General features: G+C 72.0%; 13 protein-coding genes and 1 pseudogene. 4 read left to right on the top strand and 10 right to left on the bottom strand.

Annotated elements, in window-relative coordinates:
- Positions 1-62: 62 nt before the first annotated feature.
- Genes ACFHWU_RS02990 through ACFHWU_RS02975 form a run of 4 tightly spaced genes read right to left on the bottom strand, consistent with a single transcriptional unit; the run spans position 63 to position 4,842 of the window.
- The gene (locus tag ACFHWU_RS02990; protein ID WP_416550859.1) at positions 63-434 is read right to left on the bottom strand and encodes a fluoride efflux transporter FluC; all 372 of its coding nucleotides are present in this window, start codon (positions 432-434) and stop codon (positions 63-65) included.
- 37 nt (positions 435-471) lie between these two features.
- Positions 472-897, bottom strand: coding sequence for a fluoride efflux transporter FluC (locus ACFHWU_RS02985; RefSeq protein WP_416550858.1), 426 nt, complete (start codon positions 895-897; stop codon positions 472-474).
- Positions 894-2,285, bottom strand: coding sequence for a glycosyltransferase 87 family protein (locus ACFHWU_RS02980; protein WP_416550857.1), 1,392 nt, complete (start codon positions 2,283-2,285; stop codon positions 894-896). Before ACFHWU_RS02980 ends, ACFHWU_RS02985 begins: the two co-directional genes overlap by 4 nt.
- A gap of 22 nt (positions 2,286-2,307) precedes the next feature.
- A complete protein-coding gene (locus tag ACFHWU_RS02975) occupies positions 2,308-4,842 on the bottom strand; it encodes a putative bifunctional diguanylate cyclase/phosphodiesterase (RefSeq protein WP_416568035.1) in 2,535 nt (844 codons plus the stop codon).
- Positions 4,843-5,324: 482 nt separating this feature from the next.
- Here ACFHWU_RS02975 and moaC point away from each other — a divergent pair, with 482 nt between their 5' ends.
- Genes moaC through ACFHWU_RS02955 form a run of 4 tightly spaced genes read left to right on the top strand, consistent with a single transcriptional unit; the run spans position 5,325 to position 8,040 of the window.
- Positions 5,325-5,816, top strand: coding sequence for a cyclic pyranopterin monophosphate synthase MoaC (moaC, locus tag ACFHWU_RS02970; RefSeq protein WP_416550855.1), 492 nt, complete (start codon positions 5,325-5,327; stop codon positions 5,814-5,816).
- Entirely contained in the window at positions 5,789-6,295 is a 507-nt protein-coding gene (locus ACFHWU_RS02965; protein WP_416551096.1) for a MogA/MoaB family molybdenum cofactor biosynthesis protein, read from the top strand. Before moaC ends, ACFHWU_RS02965 begins: the two co-directional genes overlap by 28 nt.
- 48 nt (positions 6,296-6,343) lie before the next feature.
- On the top strand, positions 6,344-7,606 hold the full coding sequence (locus ACFHWU_RS02960) for a molybdopterin molybdotransferase MoeA (protein WP_416550854.1): 1,263 nt from the start codon (positions 6,344-6,346) through the stop codon (positions 7,604-7,606).
- A 26-nt stretch (positions 7,607-7,632) separates the two neighbouring features.
- Entirely contained in the window at positions 7,633-8,040 is a 408-nt protein-coding gene (locus tag ACFHWU_RS02955) for a molybdenum cofactor biosynthesis protein MoaE (protein ID WP_416551095.1), read from the top strand.
- On the opposite strand, the gene ACFHWU_RS02950 is transcribed toward ACFHWU_RS02955, so the two are convergent.
- The 6 genes and pseudogenes from ACFHWU_RS02950 to ACFHWU_RS02925 form a co-directional block, all read right to left on the bottom strand.
- Positions 8,027-9,550 (bottom strand): glycosyltransferase 87 family protein, encoded by a 1,524-nt coding sequence (locus ACFHWU_RS02950; protein ID WP_416550853.1) that lies wholly within the window; start codon positions 9,548-9,550, stop codon positions 8,027-8,029. The genes ACFHWU_RS02955 and ACFHWU_RS02950 overlap by 14 nt on opposite strands.
- Before the next feature lie 251 nt (positions 9,551-9,801).
- A pseudogene (locus ACFHWU_RS02945) lies at positions 9,802-10,353 on the bottom strand (DoxX family membrane protein); the annotation flags it as partial.
- 92 nt (positions 10,354-10,445) lie between these two features.
- Positions 10,446-11,750, bottom strand: a complete 1,305-nt coding sequence (locus tag ACFHWU_RS02940) for an ATP-binding protein (RefSeq protein ID WP_416550851.1) — start codon at positions 11,748-11,750, stop codon at positions 10,446-10,448.
- Between the two features lie 190 nt (positions 11,751-11,940).
- Positions 11,941-12,729 carry an LppU/SCO3897 family protein gene (locus ACFHWU_RS02935; protein ID WP_416550850.1) on the bottom strand — a complete coding sequence of 263 codons (789 nt, stop codon included), beginning with the start codon at positions 12,727-12,729 and terminating at the stop codon, positions 11,941-11,943.
- A gap of 145 nt (positions 12,730-12,874) precedes the next feature.
- Entirely contained in the window at positions 12,875-13,813 is a 939-nt protein-coding gene (locus ACFHWU_RS02930; protein ID WP_416589754.1) for an LppU/SCO3897 family protein, read from the bottom strand.
- 207 nt (positions 13,814-14,020) lie between these two features.
- Positions 14,021-17,323 (bottom strand): UvrD-helicase domain-containing protein, encoded by a 3,303-nt coding sequence (locus ACFHWU_RS02925; protein ID WP_416568034.1) that lies wholly within the window; start codon positions 17,321-17,323, stop codon positions 14,021-14,023.
- Positions 17,324-17,388: the final 65 nt, after the last annotated feature.

Here is a 17,388-nt window from a genome sequence, read left to right as displayed (position 1 = left end):
GGTGTACGCCGTTTCCCGCCCGCCCGCCGCCCGGTCGGCGGATTCCACACCGACGGTCGCGGTCACCCTGCCAGGATGTCGCCGGCCAGGCGGCCGACCAGCAGCGCGGCGAATCCGGCCAGCAGGGTGCCGGTGGCGTAGCCGGCGGCCGTCCAGCGATCCCGCGCGGAGCCGCCGGCCAGCTGGACCACCTCGTAGGCGAAGGTCGAGTACGTGGTCAGCGCGCCGCAGAAGCCGGTGGCGAGTAGCCGGGCCAGCCAGCCGGCACCGGTCAGTCCGGCACCGGCGAGTACGCCGATCAGCGCGGCCCCGGCCAGGTTGACCAGGAAGGTGCCCCAGAAGCTGGGCTGACCGAGCCCCACCACGACCCGGTCGGTGAGGTAACGAACCAGCGCGCCGACCGCCCCGCCACACATCACCAGGAGCAGACTCATCCCGTACCTCCCGAATGTTCCGGATGATCGGGGCGGGTCACCGGACCCGCCGCGCGATCCGGTCGGCGAGCGGCCGGGCCGCCGCGCCGCCGAGCCAGACCGCGACCAGCGCGCCCGCCAGGGTGCCGAGCGCGTAGCCTGCGGCCAGCCAGGGCCGTCCGGCGGTGAGCAAGTCGGCGACCTCCAGAGTCTGGACCGAGAAGGTGGTGAAGCCGCCGAGTACGCCGGCACCGAGGAACGGCCGGAGCAGCAGGTGCGGGTGAGGCACGGCGGTGACCACCCGCATCAGGACACCGATCAACGCACATCCGACGAGATTGGTGACCAGGGTCGGCCAGGGCAGCCCAACCTCGGCCGGGCCCGGCCAGCTGGCGGCGATGCCGTAGCGGGCGGCCGCTCCGGCCGCGCCGCCGACAGCCACCGCGGCGAGGACCGCCGGTGCCGCCGACCCCCGGGGGATCACCGGTCGGGCCCGTACGCCGGCACCAGCCCGTCACGGTCCGGCGCGAACGCCTGCGCCGGCACCTCGGCGACCCGGAGCACAGGGATCCAGCTGAACAGGGCGACCGGGTAGAGCAGGTAGCCGAACCGGGTCGACGGCAGCAGCAGCGTCGCCGCCAACAGGCCGAGGCCGCAGATCAGGGCCGCGGTGGCGGCGGTCTGCGGCGGCCGGCGGACCAGCCGTACCGCGATGGTGAACCCGGCGAGCAGCAGCAACCCGCTGGCGACGATCCGTCCGCCGGGCATCCAGGTGGCGATCAGCATGCCGGGCAGCGGCGAGGCCGCCGGGCTGGGGACCATGCCGGCACCGAGTGGGAAGCCGAGCACGTTGTGGATCAGCGCGGCGTGGTCGACCACTGCCACCGGCAGCAGGGCGAGCAGCGGCAGAGTGATCCCACCGGCCGCGACCCGGCCCACGGCCCGTCGACTACCGGTGGCGGCGTGGCAGAGCAGCACCAGCAGGACCGGCCAGGCGAACAGCTTGAGCGCGGCGGCCGCGCCGATGGCCGCCCCGGCTGCCGCGTACCGGCCGCCGGCGCAGAGCACCAGGGCGAGCAGGGCGAGAGCCAGCACCGGAAGGTCGTCGCCACCGGTGCTCATGGCCAGCGCGGCGATCGGCAGTACGGTGCTGAGCTGAGCGGCGCGCACGAGTACCCGATCGCCGGCCGGGCCGGCCCGGCGGCGCGCCAGAGTGAGGGCCGCGGCCAGGGCGGCGAGGGTGGCGACGGCGAACCAAACCCGGGCGTCGGTCCACCAACCGGTGCCGGCCAGCGCCCGGGGCAGCCCGAAGATCGCCATCCCGGGCTGGTACGGCAGGTATCCGAGTAGCCGTTCGTCCGCCGGCAGCGCCGCGATCTGCTGTTCGGACAGGTACGGGCTGCCGTCGGCGAGCAGCCGGGAGGCACCGCCATCGTCGACCACAACCACCTCTTCCTGGGCCCGGTCGGTGCGGCCATCGGCCCGCTGCTCGGCCTGCAGGACCAGGGGCACCGCGACCACCGCCGCCCAGGTGGCTCCGGTAAGCCACGCGCGGGCGACGCCGCCGGTCAGCCGCAGCCGCTGGCGGGCCGCGGCGCGTCGGACGACGAGTTGGCCGACCACGACGAGGGCCGCGGCCGCGTAGCCGACAACCGCGACGGCCCCCCAGGCTCGGTGCGGGGCGAGCGTGGAGGCGACCGCGGTGACCGCCGCGAAGACTGCGGAGAGCAGATAGAGGGCCAGGTCGCCGCCGAGGCCGTCGGCGCTTCGGTCCAGTTGCACCCAGCGGCGGGTGGCGACGGCTCGCCACCGCCGGGCCGGGCCAGCCGGGCGGCGCTGGCGAGCTGCGGGTCCGGCCGCCGTGACGGTCACGCCGGCAAGTCTGACAGAACGGTCAGGCCGGCAGGTGCGGTACCTTCTCGTTCCGTTGCCGCTGGCCGGCGCGGCGGGTGTGGTCGATGCGGACGACGGCGCCTGCATCGTGCAGTGGACTGGCCAGGCTGCCGGGGCGGCCGTCGGACCCGCACTGTAGCGCGGTGAGCAGCCGGTGGGCCGGCATCGGCCGGGCGAACAGGTGTCCCTGACCAGCGGTGCAGCCGATCGTCCACAACGCGCGGCGCTGTGGCTCGCTCTCCACGCCCTCGGCGACGACGGCCAGGCCGAGGCTGCGGCCGAGGTCGACGGTCGACCGGATGACGGCGGCCGATTCGGAGGAGGCCTCCATGCTCATCACGAATGAACGGGCGATCTTGAGCTCGTGCACCGGAACCCGGGACAGCATGGACAGCGACGAGTAGCCGGTGCCGAACTCGTCCATGGCGAGCCGTACCCCGGCGTCACGTAGCTGGCCGAGCACCTGGTCGACCACTTCGAGTTGGCTGAGGGTGAGGGTCTCGGTCAGCTCCAGGATGAGCCGCTCGGGCGGGACGTCGTGGGCCTGCAAGCGGGCCAGTACGGCACCGGGGAACCGCCGGTCGAGCAGGCTGCGCGGGGACAGGTTGACCGCGACCGGCAGAACGAAGCCGGATTCGTGCCAGGTGGCGGCGGCGATCAGGGACTGCTCCAGGACCGCGTCGGCGAACGCGGGGAGCAGACCGGAGCGCTCGACGGTTTCCAGGAAACGCTTCGGGTCGAGACGGCCCCGGTCGGGGTGCTGCCAGCGGGCGAGCGCCTCTGCGGCGATCACCTCCCCGGTGCCGAGGTCGACGATCGGTTGGAAGTCGACGTTGAACTCGTGCTGGGCGACCGCGCGACGCAGGTTTCCGCCGAGCGCCAGCCGGCCGACGTCGGCGGTGTCCCGGCTGCGGGCGTAGACGGCGGTCCGGCCGCCGGATCGCTTCGCCTGGTACATCGCCACGTCGGCGCGGCGCAGCAGTTCGGCCATTCCGCCGCTGCCCGGTGCGACGGCGATGCCGCCACTGGCTTCGACGTTGATCCGCATGCCGTCAAGTTCCATCGGTTCACAGATCGCGGTGAGTAGCGCGTCCGCGCGGTGCGCGGCGATCGCGGGAGCCGGCAGCGTGGTCAGCAGTACGGCGAACTCGTCGCCGCCGAGCCGGGCCACCAGGTCACCAGGCTGCACGTTCGCGGACAGTCGCCGGGCGACCTGGATCAGCACCTTGTCGCCGGCGCCGTGGCCGAGCGTGTCGTTGATCTCCTTGAAGTGATTGAGGTCGACGAGGAGCAGCGCGGTGATCCCGCAGGTGCGCCGTCGGCCGAGCAGTTCGGAGCCGTGCTCCATCAGCCGGCGCCGGTTCGCCAGCCCGGTCAGTTCGTCCTGTGCGGCCTCGCGGGCGTGCCGTTCGGCGTCCTGGTTCAGCTGCCGGTAGAGCGAGGCGTTGCGGACCGCCGTGCACAGTGCGGACGCGAAGGTAAGCAGCGTGTAGTGCTCCCGGTCGGAGAACTTGACCGGGCCGGTCAGGCAGAGCCGCAGGGTGCCGACACTTAGGGTGCTGCCCGGACCGGCGAGCGGTACGGCGATCACGGTCCGCATGTGCGGGGTGGGGGCGCTGCCGGTGGGGCCGTCGTACTGCACACCGTCGCTGTTGCCTTGAACCAGCCGGGCAGGTTCGTTGAGTTCGATCTCGACCCGGTCGGTGGAGAACAGGTCGGCGGCCTGCACCACCGCGATGGACAGCACCGCGTCGAGGTCGACGACGTTGAGCGCGTCGGTGGCCCGGGCGAGCCGCTGCCAGGCCTGCTGGTCGTCGCGGGCCCTGGCATGTCCGGCGTAGGCCAGGTGGATGCAGAGCACTACGGGCGGAATCGTTACCAGTAGCCACTGGTCCGCCTTGAGGATCAGCAGGATGGCGACGATCAGCGGGAACCGGATCACCGCGCTGGAGAGCCGGAGTCCGAGGTTGTGCCGGAAGATGGCGCACAGTCCGGTTCCGGTGTCGCGGGCGATGACCGGGATGGTGAGCACCTCGTCGAGCACGACCGCTACGACATAGGCGGTGACGAGTGGACCGAAGAACGCCGTGCTGTAGATCGCCAGCTCCGGATCCCAGTTCGGCGTGTGCAGGACGGCACCAGCGGCGGCGGCGACGAGCATGTTCTTCGCGACGGCGAAGGTCGCCTTTATCCGGGCCATCCGTTGCACGATCATCGCGAGGCCGACGCCCAGGCCGGTGCAGAGCACCACCAGGGTGGCGGGTGCCACCGCGAGTCCGACCAGGATGGCGACTTCACTCCAGGCGATGGCGTGGGCCGTCGACCGGATACGGACGAACCATTTGACGGTGACCCCGACCGCGGCGAGGAAGACCAAGGCGGCGACGAGCGCCAATTCGTCGGCAGTGCTGACCAGCGACCCGGCGACGAGGTAGAGCGACGAGACGCCGACGGCCACCGCACAAACGGCGACGAGACCGACGAGCAGCACCAGCTGCCGATCGGTCTCGTTGTCGTGTCGAACCGTGCGGGTCACATCTGTTCCTGATCTTGTTGCGCTGCGTGGCCCGCAGAACTACTGCTCGTCATCGGTAGACGACAGTATCAGTACCATTCGTTGCTGCGCATGGTCTTCCCCTCCACTCGATTGGGCAGTTGATGCTGCCGGCTCTTGCTGACAGGAGAATCATAGAGTTGCGATATGCCACTTGCATACGGATAAATGTCCATATGCGCATGATTAGTCAAGATGGCGGCGGTTTGTCACCCTTGGTTATTGATCGCCGACGGAATGCATTCGAACAGTTCGTTCATAACCTTATAAATTCCTTAGGCGTGCACGATTTGGGGGCTGTAGTGGGTATCCGCGAAGGTGATCCGAGAAGTGCGGGTCGGTGGAGAAGCGGAAGGTGACATCCGGGCCGGCAGGTCGCCGGTACGGCCGGCCTGATGCCAACTCTGCCGCCAACCGTGGCGGTCGAGCCAGGGCCGACTGGTTTGCCCGATAGGCTCGTTCAGGTGACCGAGGTGCCGAACCTGACCCATGTCGATGAAACGGGCGCTGCGCGGATGGTCGACGTCACCGCCAAGCCGCCGACCGTCCGCCGCGCCGTGGCAGCGGGACGACTGCGTACCACCGGCGAGGTCGTCGAGTTGCTGCGCCGCGACGGTCTGCCCAAGGGCGACGCACTGGCCGTCGCCCGGATCGCCGGCATCATGGGTGCCAAGCGCACCCCCGACCTGGTCCCGCTGTGCCATCCGATCGCGCTGCACGGTGTGGTCGTCGACCTGGCGCTGACCGCAGACTCCATCGAGATCACCGCCACGGTGCGGACCGCTGACCGGACCGGGGTCGAGATGGAGGCCCTCACCTCGGTCGCCACCGCCGGGCTGACCCTGATCGACATGATCAAGGCGGTCGACCCGGCTGCGTCGCTGGACGACGTCCGGGTGCTGTCCAAGGAAGGCGGCAAGACCGGCGACTGGCACCGTCCGGCGGACCGGTCGTGAGCCCGTACGCCCGGGTGGTGGTCGCCTCCAACCGCGCCGCCGCCGGCGTCTACTCCGACACCAGCGGTCCGCTGCTGGTGTCCGGCCTGCGTGACCTCGGCTGCCGGGTCGACGACCCGTTGGTCGTCGCCGACGGCGAACCGGTCACGCAGGCGCTGCGCCGGGCGGTCGCCGACGGGGTCCAGCTGGTCGTCACCAGCGGCGGTACCGGGATCACCCCTACCGACCGCACCCCGGAGGCGACCCGCTCGGTGCTCGACTACGAGATCCCGGGGATCGCCGAGGCGATCCGGGCGGTCAGCCGGTCGGCGGTGCCGACCGCTGCGCTGTCCCGGGGCATCGCCGGGGTGGCCGGTCGTACGTTGATCGTCAACCTGCCCGGCTCCACCGGCGGTGCCCGCGACGGACTGGCTGTGCTCGGGCCGATCCTGCGCCACGCGCTCGACCAACTGGCCGGCGGCGACCACCCCCGCGCCTGACACCACCGCACCCCGGCCGCACACCTGGCCGGCAGATAGGCTCGGTCGGTGAGCGCCGAACCGACGACCGGCAGGGCCGCCCCGGCCGCCGGGCACCCACCCGTCGACTGGGGGCAGGCCCGCGCCCTGGTGCACGCCGCCGGCCGGGCCGCGCGCCGCCCGCCGGTCCGGCTGCCGTTGCCGCAGGCCGACGGGACCACCCTCGCCGCGCCGCTGACCGCCCTGACCGACCTGCCGGCCTTCCGTACCGCCAGTGTCGACGGCTGGGCGGTGCGCGGCGGTGCCCCGTGGCGGGTGGTGGGCCGGGTGCTGGCCGGCGGAGTGCCGCCGGAGTTGTCCGACGACGGCACCGCGGTGCAGATCGCCACCGGCGCGATGGTCCCCGCCGGGGCCACCAGTGTGCTGCGGGTCGAGGAGTCGACGCGAGACGACACCGGGCTGGTACGCGGCGAGCCGCGGCCGCAGCCGGAGTGGCGCTCGCCCGGCGAGGAGGCGTCGGCTGGCGAGGAACTGCTGGCGGCCGGTACGCCGGTCGACCCCGGGGTGATCGGTCTCGCCGCCTCCTGCGGCTACGACGACCTGCCGGTGTATCAGCGGATCCGGGCCGGCCTGCTGGTCTTCGGCGACGAACTGCTGAACACCGGGCCACCCGGCGCCGGTCGGGTGCGCGACGCGCTCGGCCCGGCGGTGCCCGGGTGGCTGCGCCGGTACGGCTGCGAACTGCCTGCCGAGGAGGTGACCGGGCCGGTCGCCGACACCCTCGCCGCACACGTCGACGGGCTGCGGTCGGCGCTGGCCGGCGCCGATCTGGTCTGCACCACGGGCGGCACCATGCACGGTCCGGTGGACCACCTGCATCCGGCGCTGGCCGAGCTCGGTGCCGAGTACGTGGTCAACACGGTCGCGGTCCGACCCGGGTTCCCGATGCTGGTCGCCCGGGTGACCGGTGCCGACGGGCGGGACCGGTTCGTCGCCGGGCTGCCCGGCAACCCGCAGTCCGCGATCGTCGCCCTGGTGTCACTGGTCGCGCCGCTGCTCGCCGGGTTGCAGGGCAGGCCGCTGCCGACCCTGCCCCGGCACCGGCTGGGGGCGGAGGTGCCGGGCCGTGGTGATTTCACCCACCTCGCCCTGGTGCGGATCGATTCGGTGAACCGTGCCGCGTACCCGCTGCGGCACGTCGGGTCGGCGATGCTGCGCGGGCTGGCCGCCGCCGCCGGCTTCGCCGTGATCCCGCCGGGCGGCGACGGCCGCCCCGACGACGAGGTGCCCGTCGTACCGTTGCCACTGCTGCCCGGGGAGCGTCTGCCGTGACCGTCCCGACCACCCGACCTGTCGTTCTGGTGTCAGTGACCTCGCAACCGCTCGACCTGGCCGCCCACGAGGCGGCGGTCGCCGACCCACGGGCCGGCGCGGTGCTGTCCTTTCAGGGCGTGGTCCGCGACCACGACCACGGCCGGTCGGTGCTCAGCCTGGAGTACGAGGGCCATCCCAGCGCCGAGGACGTGCTGCGGGAGGTCGCCGACGAGGTGGCCGCCGATCCGGCGGTGCACGCCGTCGCCGTGTCGCACCGGCTGGGGCCGCTTGCCATCGGTGAGGTGGCCCTGGTGGCGGCGGTCAGCACCGCGCACCGGGCGGCGGCCTTCGCCGCCTGCGCCCGCCTCGTCGACGAGGCGAAGGCCCGGCTGCCGATCTGGAAGCGGCAGATTTTCGCCGACGGCACCGAGGAGTGGGTCAACTGCCCCTGACCTGACCGGAGGTTCGGGCGTCGGGCTGCCCGGTGCCGGTCGGAGCAGCCGGCTGGCGGTGCCGGATCTGCGGTCGCGGGTCGGTGTAGAACGCCGGCTCGGCTCCGGGCCGCCAGGGCAGCGCCGCGACGAGCGCGATCAGCGCCAGGGCGAGTGAGTTCTCCATCAGTACGCCGAACAGGCCGTCATGGTAGTGCGAGACCTGCGGCAACTGGTGCTCGTACGGCCAGATCGGCGACACCAGGAAGAGCAGGTAGAGCGCGATGGCAGCGGTGGCGTGCCGCATCCCGGTGAGGGCGGGGAACCAGATCGGGGTCCGTAGCCCGGCCACGCCGCTGATGCCGGCACCAGTGGGCGGGTAGGTGCGCCGCGAGATCAGCCCCTTGCTGGCGCTGCGTCGCCGCAGCGCCGCGTCGGCCAGCACGATGATCGCCGGGATCACGAAGACCAGGTGGTGCGACCAGCTGATTGGGCTGATCACGTTGGCGGTGAGGCCGATCAGGGTGAATGCGGTCAACTCGTCGCCGTCCGCGTGGGCGTGCGCGGCCCGGGACAGCCCAAGCGCCAGCAGCAGCAGGGCGAACGAGATCCAGAGCAGGCCGGGGGTCTCCATCGAGTCGTAGAGCCGGGCCAGCAGGCCGGCCAGCGACTGGTTCGGGGTCATGTCCGACACCCCGACCCGGCCGGTGTCCCACAGCACCGAGGTGAAGTAGGCGGCCGACTCGTCGGCGGCGACGATCATCGCGCCGACGGTGACCGCGGCGGCGGTGCCGATCGCGGTGGTGGCCGCCCGCCACTGCTTGGTGATCAGCAGGTAGACGATGAACAGGGCGGGAGTCAGCTTGATCGAGCTGGCCAAGCCGATGCCGACGCCGGCCCAGATGCCGCTGAAGAAGATTCGGCGCAGTGGGCCGCCGGTGCCCAGCCGGTGCGGCGTGGGCGCGGCACGCCAGCGCAACGCGACCAGGTCGGCGATGATCAGGCCGAACAGTAGCAGATTGACCTGCCCGTAACCGAGGGTTTCCCGGGACGGTTCGATGGCCACGGCGAGGGGCACCGCGAGACCGACGGTGAACCAGCGCGGCCAGCCGCAGCGGTCGGCGATCGGGCCGAGTAGCACCGCCAGCACGACGGTGAGGGCGGCGATACCGAATGCGACGTTGAGCCAGCCGGCGGTGATCATCGGAACCACCGCCATCGGCAGCATGGTGAGGCCGGCGAATGGTGGATAGGTGAAGCCCAGGGTGGTTTCCGGTGCGATGAATGCGTACAGGTCGCCGCCGTTGGCCCACCACGTGATCGCGCCGTGGTAGATGCGCATGTCGAAAAAGTTGTACGGCCGGCCGAACATGCCGATCGCGTACCAGGCGGCGTAGCAGGCCAGCGCGACGAGGCCGAGGCGCACGAGCGTGCCGCGCTCGACGTCGCGAACCAGGCGGCTCAGCGGCGCCGGACGACGTCGACCCAGTGGGGCGAGACGACGGACCCGGGATCGGACGTCCGCCACCATGATCTACCCACCCCCGGTCGTTGAATGCAGAGTCTGCTCAGTGCCCGTCCGAGCCTAGAACGCAGCGGCGTCCGGCGGCGGGCGCGTTACCCTACCGTGTCCGATCCCACACTAGTTCGCGACATTTCCACCACGTTAACGCTGTGTGCTGTCTTCTATCTCTTTCGTGGTCTTCGGTGCCCACTGCACACTGAAGTCCGATATCTACCGCCCATCGTTCGGGTCGCCGTTCGGCCGGATCTACAGATCAGCCGGGCGGTGGCGGCGGACCGGACCGCGATCCGGGCGTCCCGCCGCGCCGAGTGCACCGCACGCCGCACCGACCGTCGGCTCCGCCGCACCGAGCGCTGGCTCTGCCGGACGGCCCGGCTGGTCCGCCAGCGTAGACCCGGCCGACCCTCAGTATCCGCAGCAGCGAGCAGCAGCCCGCCCAAAAGGCCCAGATTCTTGAAAAAGTGCACCTGATGGAGTTGTCGTTCGGTCGGTTCCGTCGCCGACCAGAATGGATGACCGGCCACCGTGGTGGGCACCAGCGAGGCCGCCAGCACCGCTGCGGCTGGCCGGGTCAGCCGACCGGTCGCTAACAGCAGGCCACCGGCGAGCTGGGTGGCACCGTGCAGCCGGACCAGACTCTCGGTGTCGGTCGGCAGTCGGGGCGTGGCCCGTTCGATCATCGGAGCGACCCGGTCGGTGACCGTCTTCGCCCGGTCGGCGTACTGCGCGGGGCTGGCCACCGCACGGGCGCCGCTGACGATGAAGATGCCGCTGAGCAGAGCGCGGGCAGTGGTGCGTACGGGTCTCATGCTCCCTGTCATACCCGGTCGGGCGGTCTGTTACCCGGCAAACCGGTGAGCTGTCGCATCGCGGCAAGGTTGCCGGGCCGCACCGGGCGTGGTCAACCGGGTTGGGTGCGCAGGTACCGGCCGAAGTGCGGCACGGTGAACGCGACCGTGCCGCGCTCGCCTGAGTAGATCAGCCCCTTTTTGATCAGGGCATCCCGGGCCGGGGACAAGCTGGCCGGTTTCCGGCCGAGGGATCGGGCGATCTCGGCGGTCGGCACCGCCGGGTCGATGTCCGCCGTCGCCGCCGGGTCCAGTGGTCCATCGCTCGTTTCGTCGTGGTATCCCTCGACGGCCGGTGCCGGGCCGTCCCCCGGGGTCGCCGAGGCGAGCACGGCCATCGCCCGCATGTACTCGCGCTCCGCCGGGGTGGCCCGTTCGAACCGGGACCCGAAGAACCCGACCGCGAGTTCCGCTTCCGCCTCCGGCGCGGCAACCCGCACGTCGGCGGCGGTGATCGGCGAGCGCGGAGCATGGTCCCAGGTGGCCTTGCCGTAGGCCTGTACGAAGTACGGGTATCCGCCGGACTTGTCGTAGAGCAGGTCGAGCGCCTTCGCCTCGTACTCGACCTGCTCGCGGGCGGCCGGCGCGGTGAGCGCCTGGTCGGCGGCGACCCGGTCCAACCGGTCGATCCGCTGGTAGCGGAACAGCCGTTCGGAGTAGGACTTGGCGGCGGAGAGCACCGCAGGCAGGTGCGGCAGCCCGGCTCCGACGACGATCAGCGGCCCGCCGAGCTGCGACAACTCGTGACAGGCCGCACAGAGCGCGGAGACGTCGGTCGCGTCGACGTCCTGCATCTCGTCGATGAACAGCGCGATCCCGGTGCCGACGTCGGTGGCCACCGCGGCGGCGTCGGTGAACAGCTCCACGAGGTCGATCTCGATGTCGCCGGAGTCGGCCCGCCCGGTCGCCGCCGGCACGTCGATGCCCGGCTGCCAGCGGTCGCGCAGCCGAGGCCGGGCGTTGCCACGTCCGCCGGCGGCCGGCGGGTTCGCACGCATCGCGAAGGCCTTCAGTACGCCGAGAAAGTCGTCGATCCGCTCGGGTGCCCGGTGCCGGGGCGCGAGCTCGCGTACCGCCATGTGTAGTGCGGCGGCAACCGGGCGGCGCAGCGACTGGTCCGGCCGGGCCTCGATCTTGCCGGTGCCCCAGAGCCGCGCGATGGCCTGCGACCGGAGCGCGTTGAGCAGGACGGTCTTGCCCACCCCGCGCAGGCCGGTGAGCATCAGGCTGCGCTCCGGGCGGCCCCGGGCGATGCGTTCCAGGATCACGTCGAAGACGTCCAGCTCGCGGCCGCGGCCGGCCAGCTCGGGCGGACGTTGGCCGGCGCCGGGGGCGTACGGATTCCGGATCGGATCCATGGCTGGCACCGTATCGGGCCGTCTAGCGTTTGGGCTAGAACCGGGTATAGGTCCCGATCGTGTCGGCCGACGTCCGCCGACACCTCGGCCGAGCTGCCCGCCGAGCCCCTGTCGGACCGTCGAGCAATGACTAGGGCTCTCTAGCGTGACAGCTAGAGAGCCCTAGTCATCGGTCGATAGCGGTTCCCGGTCAGAGCTCCTTCATGCAGAGCACGTAGTTGAGCAGCTGCTCACCGGTGTCGTGCGTGTAGGTGGTGTCGGTGTCCGGGTGGCCGAAAATCGGATCGTCACAGCGTTCCGTGTCGGTGGTCAGCGGAATGCGGGCCAGCACCTCGAAGGTGCCCGGATCGCAGGCAACCTTGCGCAGCACCGCGTCCTCGTCGGAACCGTCGTTGACCACACAGTCGCCGACCACGACCAGGTCGAGACCGCTGTCGGGCGGCGGCAGCGAACTGGAGTCCTCGCCCTGCTGATCGTCGGGCGTGCCGGTCGAAACGTCGACCGTCGGCAATTCCTCGCTGGCGGTCGAGGTGCCGCTGTCGGCCAACGCGAACAACCCGATCACACCGCAGCCGCAGAGCAGCAGCAGCAACACCACCGCGCCGATCACCAGCCCGATGATGAGCCCGGTGCGTGACTTCTTCGGCGGTGGGGCACCGGGCACCCCGGGCGGCGGACCCCAACCCGGCGGCGGTGGCGGTGGGAAGCCACCACCCGATCCGGGCGGTGGCGGGTAGCCACCGCCACCCGAGGTCGGCGGTGGTGGGTAGGCGCCGCCACCGGAAGTCGGCGGTGGGTAGCCGCCGGGCTGGTACGGCGAGGAGTAGGGCGTGGTCGGATCAGGGGCACCGGAACCCGGAGGCGGGTAAGCGGAGCCCGGAGGCGGGTAAGCGGAGCCCGGAGGCGGGTAACCGGACTGACCGGCGGGGTCGTCGGGCTGTCCCGGACCGGGGTAGCCCGGCGGACCGTAGCTGGACATGATCTCCCTAGCGTCGTCGCTGGATCAGGCGGAACGCTGCCCGCCTGGCACGAACCTCACCCGCCGGGCAGGGGTCCAGCGGATCAACTGTGCTACCGGAACGGTAACCAACGGCTGCCATCCAGCGGCAGCCTCACCGGTCAGTTCACCGCTGCCTGAGACAGAGCACGAAATCCAGGGCGTCGAGCTGACTGTTGAAGAAATACCAGTTGGTGTAGCCCTCGACGTCCGCGCACTTCGTCTTGGCGTCCTCTTCGCCGTCGGTCACACCATCGAAGCGGGCGAGTACTTCGTACGCGCCGGAGTCACAATCCGTGATCGTCAGGACCGGCGTCTCCTCCTCCGCCTCGGCCTCGTTGCGGACACACTGCCCTACATCGACGAACCGGGCGTCGTTTGACGAGGTCGGCGTCGGAGTGGGGCTCGGCTGGTCGATCTCGGCCGTCGGCTCGGGCTGCTCCGACGGGGCCGTGGACGGCGCCTCGTCCGGCTCGGTAGTCGGTGCCGTCAACTCCACCCCGGTGTCCGGCGTCTGTTCGCGGGTCAGAACGTAGATGCCGGCCGCGCCGCCCCCGCAGAGCAGCACCGTCAGACCGATCAACACGGCGAGTAGCCCGCCGCTCAGCCCACCGCGCCCGGACCGGCGTGGCTCCGCCGCCGGCTCCCACGCTGGTGTGGCGGCCGGGTGCTGCTGGCTGCCGTCGGAGTACGGCTGCTGGCCCCCGCCCGGCTGCTGCCACGCCTGGCCCCCGCCCGGCTGCTGCCACGCCTGATCGTCGGCCCCGGTCCAGCCCTGGGCCGGTTGGTTCGGCGACTGCCAGTTCTGGTCGCCGGCCGACGTGTGCTGCCCGTACCCCTGCCAGTCGGGATCGGCGGGCGGAGGCTGCCCGGTCGACCAGTCCGGCTGCGCACCGCCGGGCCACTGCTGGCCCGGTGCCTCGGTAGGCGCGTCACCCCAGGGACCGGGCGGCCCGCCCCAGGGATCGGACGGCTCCCGGTACGGCTCCGACGGCTGCCGATGCTCGGGCCACCGGTCTGGCTGCTCACCCGGGTACGGCCCGCCGGGCGGTCCGTATTGCGACATTTCCTGTCCTCCTGCGCGGCGGTTCCGGCCCCGGCTGTCCGCTCGGGTCGGCGATGACAAACGTCACCGTAGCGTGAGCACCCCAGCAGCTCACCTCCCCGAAGCGCGCCAACCGCCGGCCAACCACCGGCCAACCACCGGATGGCCGGACGACGCACCAGGTCCGGCAGTTGCGAGTGACCGGGCCGGCGGCGGTCCGACCAGCCCCTACAGCAGGCGCAGCTGGCGGTCCTTGGGACGGCGCGGCCCTTCGTCGCCGAGCCGGTCGAACAGCCCCGCGTCGATCGCGTCCAGGAACGGCGTCGGCCGGGTCTCCCGCTCGCTGCCGTGCCGGACCCGGCGGCGGGCGTGCGAGAGGTAGAGCCGGTCCTGGGCCCGGGTCAGGCCGACGAAGAACAGCCGCCGCTCCTCGGCGACGTCGTCGTCGGTCGGCGTAGTACCGGGGAAGCGCAGCGGTAGCAGGCCGTCCTCACAGCCGACCAGGAAGACCACCGGAAACTCCAGGCCCTTCGCCGCGTGCAGGGTGAGCAGGGTCACCGCTTCGGCCCGTGGGTCCAGCGCGTCCACCTCGGCGCCGGTCTCCAACTGGGACAGCAGCATCGGCAGGTCGTCGCCGCAGCGGCGGGCCAGCGGGGTGAGCAGCTCCGCCGCGGACCAGATGTCCGCCGGCGACAGCTGCGGACCGGCCGGCACGTCCAGCGTCGGCGTGGTGAGCCGGTCGGCCAGCACCTGCCCAGCGAGCCGGACCCGGGCGGCCAGCGAACCGTCCAGCCCACCACCGGCGTGCCGTAGCTCGCGGGCGATCGCCGTCACCCCCGGCCGGTCCCGCAGCCGGTTGTGCGACCGCTTCTGCACCGGGACACCGGCCCGGGTCAGTGCGTCCACGATCGGGCCGGACTGCGCGTCGGTGCGGTACAGCACGGCGATGTCGGAGAACGACACCGACGACGTGTGCCCGTCGATCCGCCCGGAATCCAACGAGCGGTGCGAGATCCCGCCGACCAGTTCGTCGACCGTACGCACCACGAACGTCGCCTCGTCGGCGGCCGTGCCAGCCGGGTAGAGCCCGATCAACGGCGCCTGCGGATCCAGCCGGGCCGGCTCCAGCCGCCGGCCGCGGACCAGCGAACTGGGCGCGATGGCCTGCACCGCGGCGGCCAGGATCGGGGCCGCTGACCGGTAGTTGCGGGCCAGCCGGACCAGCCGGGCGTCGACGAAGTCCTCGGAGAAGCGCAGGAAGTAGCGGACGTCTGCCCCCCGGAACGAGTAGATTGCCTGGTCGGGGTCGCCGATCGCGCACAGGTTGCCGTCCGCCGGGCTGAGTAGCCGCAGCAGCTCGTACTGGTCGGCGTCGACGTCCTGGTACTCGTCGACGAAGATCCACCGCCAGCGGTCCCGGTAGCGGGCCACCAGCTTCTGGTCCTCGCGCAGCAGCCGCAGCGGCAGGGTGACCAGCTCGTCCAGATCGACCAGGCCGGCCGCGCGCAGCAGCTTTACGTACGTGGCATCGTCCTCGCCGGCCTCGGCGCGGGCCCGCTCCCGCTCGGTGTCGTCGGCGATGCGCAACGTCGCCGGCAACCCGGCCGCCTTCGGGTTCTCCCGCAGGATCGTCAACCCCAGCGAGTGGAAGGTGGCCACGGTGACGTCCTCGGCAACCGGGCCGAGTAGTCCGTCGAGCCGGTGGCGAAGCTCCTCGGCGGCCCGGCGGGTGAAGGTGATCGCCAGGCAGCGCTCCGGGAAGACGTTCAGCTCGGCGCACAGGTACGCGATCCGGTGGGTCAGCGTCCGGGTCTTGCCGGTACCCGGCCCGGCGACGATCAGCAGCGGCCCGCCCGGCGCGGACGCGGCGACCCGCTGCATCGCGTCGAGTCGGTCCAGCAGCCCGGTGCCGACCTCCTCCATGCCGGCCAGCATCGGCTCGAACGGCTCGTGCGGGGACGGCGTCGGTGGCGGCGGGATCGGCGGTGCCGCCGGCTCCTGCCCGGACCGCCCGGCCCGGCCCGGCCGCGTCGGCCGCCCACCGGAACCGGACCGGCCGGCCCCGGCCTTGGACCGGCCGGCCCCGGCCCTGGACTGTCCGCCGCGTCGGGCACCGGTTGGTGCCGGTTCGTCGGCGGCCATCGGCCCGTCGGCCGGGCGCTGCGCCGGCACGGGTAGGTCGAACAGCGCCTCCGGCTGACCGGCACCACCACCGGTGGCCAGCTCACCGGGCGCGAACAGGGTAATCACCCCGTACTCGCCGTCGTAGCCCGGCACCCGGCGGACTTCGCCGCGACGCAGCCGGGCGATCGCCTCACCGAGCAGTTCGCCGCCGGCCCGCCGGATGTCGTCCACCGGCACCTTGGTCAGGATGTCCAGTTCGGGGCCGAGCACGGCGACCAGGTTGACCACCTGGCCCTCGACGGTCTTCGACCGGGCACCAACCTGGTTGATCTCGCCGACGATCTCCGGCAGCGCCACCAGGTGGGTGACCTGCTTGGCGTTGGCCGGCCGGTGCCCGTCGGGCCGGTCGGCGAGATCCTCGACCCGGCTGAGCACCCCGACGGTGAGCGGTTTTCCGCACTGCGGGCAGCGACCGGCGGCCTGCCGGGTCTGCTCCGGAGCCCAGTTGACGCCGCAGTTGCGGTGCCCGTCGGCGTGGTACTTGCCCTCCTCGGGGAAGAACTCGATGGTGCCGACCAGCCCGTCGCCGGTGCGCAGCGCCTCACGTACCGCGTAGTAGTCCAGCGCGCTGTCCAGCACAGTGGCCTCCCGGGCCAGCGCCGGCGGCGAATGCGCGTCGGAGTTCGACACCAGTTGGTAGCCGTCGAGGCTGGACACCCGCCAGTTCATCGCCGGATCCGACGACAGCCCGGTCTCGACGGCGAAGATGTGCCCGGCCAGGTCGGCGTAGCAGTCGGCGATCGCGTCGAAGCCGGACTTGGAGCCGAGCGCGGAGAACCACGGCGTCCAGATGTGCGCCGGCACCAGATAGCCGTCCGCGCTCGCCTCCAGGGTGATCTCCAGCAGGTCGCGGGAGTCCAGCCCGAGGATCGGCCGGCCGTCGGAGCCGAGGTTGCCGATCCGGCCCAGCGCCGTGTTGAACCGGGCCACCGCGTCCAGATCCGGCAGGTAGATCAGATGGTGCACCTTGCGGGTCCGGTCCCCACGCTTGTAGATCGTCGAGATCTCGACGCTCAGCATGTACCGCACCGGGTTGGTCTCGGCCGCGCTGGCCAGCCGGGGCGGCAGCCGGCGGGCGACGTCCCGTTCGGCCTCCGGGCTGAGCCGGTACAGGCCAGGCTCGGCCGGGCGCAGCGACTCACGCAGATGCTCGAACCACGCCGGATGGGTGAAGTCTCCGGTACCGAGCAGGCTGACGCCCTTGCGCCGGGCCCACCAGGCCAGGTTCGACATGTTCAGGTCCCGGCTGCAGGCACGCGAGTACCGGGAGTGGATGTGCAGGTCGGCGATGAAGGGCCCGGGTCCCGTGGCGGAGCCGGGAGAGGGCACGGCGCGGTACGGGGGCACGCCGCATCCTGTCACGTGACCGGGCCGCCCGGCGTGTCGCCACGCGCGGAAACCCGCGAGACGTG

The organism is Micromonospora sp. LOL_015, assembly GCF_048060275.1.
Taxonomy (GTDB): domain Bacteria; phylum Actinomycetota; class Actinomycetes; order Mycobacteriales; family Micromonosporaceae; genus Micromonospora_E.
Note: the sequence above shows the minus strand (reverse complement) of the source record. Positions and strands in the feature narration are given on the sequence as shown.